The organism is Ferroplasma sp. Type II, assembly GCF_000496155.1.
The window spans coordinates 1-1,186 of sequence record NZ_KI542843.1 but is presented as its reverse complement, the minus strand read 5'-3'; the positions used below and the strand labels follow the sequence as shown (position 1 = coordinate 1,186).

General features: G+C 27.8%; 2 protein-coding genes. One reads left to right on the top strand and one right to left on the bottom strand.

Going from position 1 to position 1,186, the window contains the following annotated elements:
• On the bottom strand, positions 1 to 530 hold a 530-nt coding region (locus AMDU4_RS13690), incomplete at its 3' end, for a hypothetical protein (protein WP_290705568.1).
• 70 nt (positions 531 to 600) lie between these two features.
• Between AMDU4_RS13690 and AMDU4_RS13685 the strand changes: the two genes are divergently transcribed.
• The coding region (locus AMDU4_RS13685; RefSeq protein ID WP_290705565.1) for a hypothetical protein at positions 601 to 1,186 on the top strand (586 nt) is incomplete at its 3' end.

Here is a 1,186-nt window from a genome sequence, read left to right as displayed (position 1 = left end):
TNTAACAATTGTTTAACGTAATACTCTTTTTTAGCCTCTAATTTGTCTTTTATCTCGGAATTTGAAGTAAAAAAATTTCTTATGCCTCCATCTTCGCTGGAATATATATTAGGATTAAAATATATAAAAAATGTAATTTCCATTGGATCTAAAGTTTCCACCAGAAATTTTACATTTTTGATTATTTCCATATTGTTTTTATCTAGTTTAAAGTTATCCAGACCTTTTTTATTCGATTTTATTAACACACTGCTATTATGCCTATCCACGGAGATATACCCGTATCCCTCTAAAGTTTCAATTTCGCCATCTACAAATTCACTAAAAGGACCCAGTTTATATGGTTCAAAATCTATCAGATTGGCTATTTCCATGAAATTGTAACATTCTCTCTGACTAAGTGATAGAAGATAAAAGAATATCCCTTTCTGCAAACTTAGCTTACTTATAGATTTATTTGAGGCTATATTAACTATAGCGGCATCCATGAGATCGCCCAATTTGAATATATCTATTTTTTTATTTGTCATATTGTTTAATTCCCACATATTATAATAGATTATTAGAAAAACATATAAATAGATTCCTTATTAAGAATTTATGGAGTTCCGTCTTTTGAACGATATAGACTATTTCTCTATGAAAATTTCCAATATAGAAGGTAATATAAGGACGACTCCTTCCAGGGCATTTAAGAGAATAAATTCACAGTATGATAATTCCTATTTTACTGAAATTCTAACATCAGTACGGCATGATAATCTTAAAGGGCAAATAAATTACGATTTATTTGATAGAAATATTGAAAGAAAAATAAAAAATAACGAGAATAATCAAAATATAAATATACTTACCTTTTTTGGTGACAAAGAAACTGACATCTCAGAAATTTCGAAATTTGAAGATATAGGACTTATAGATAATTTTGAAAAATTATTTAACGATAACTTGATATCAATGCCGTTTGCATTAAGCCTGTACAATAAAAATAATTATGATACTATTTACTCCCAAATAAAAACATCCTATGATCAATTTGTAACATCTGTGAGTACTAAAAACATATTTTGTTATCTACCCGTGTATATTGATTACAAGAAAATACGGGATTTTTTAAATTTTTATTCAGACAAAGATCTTGGAACTGTGTATCATTCTGGAGGAACATATAATGCAATTCCCGTAT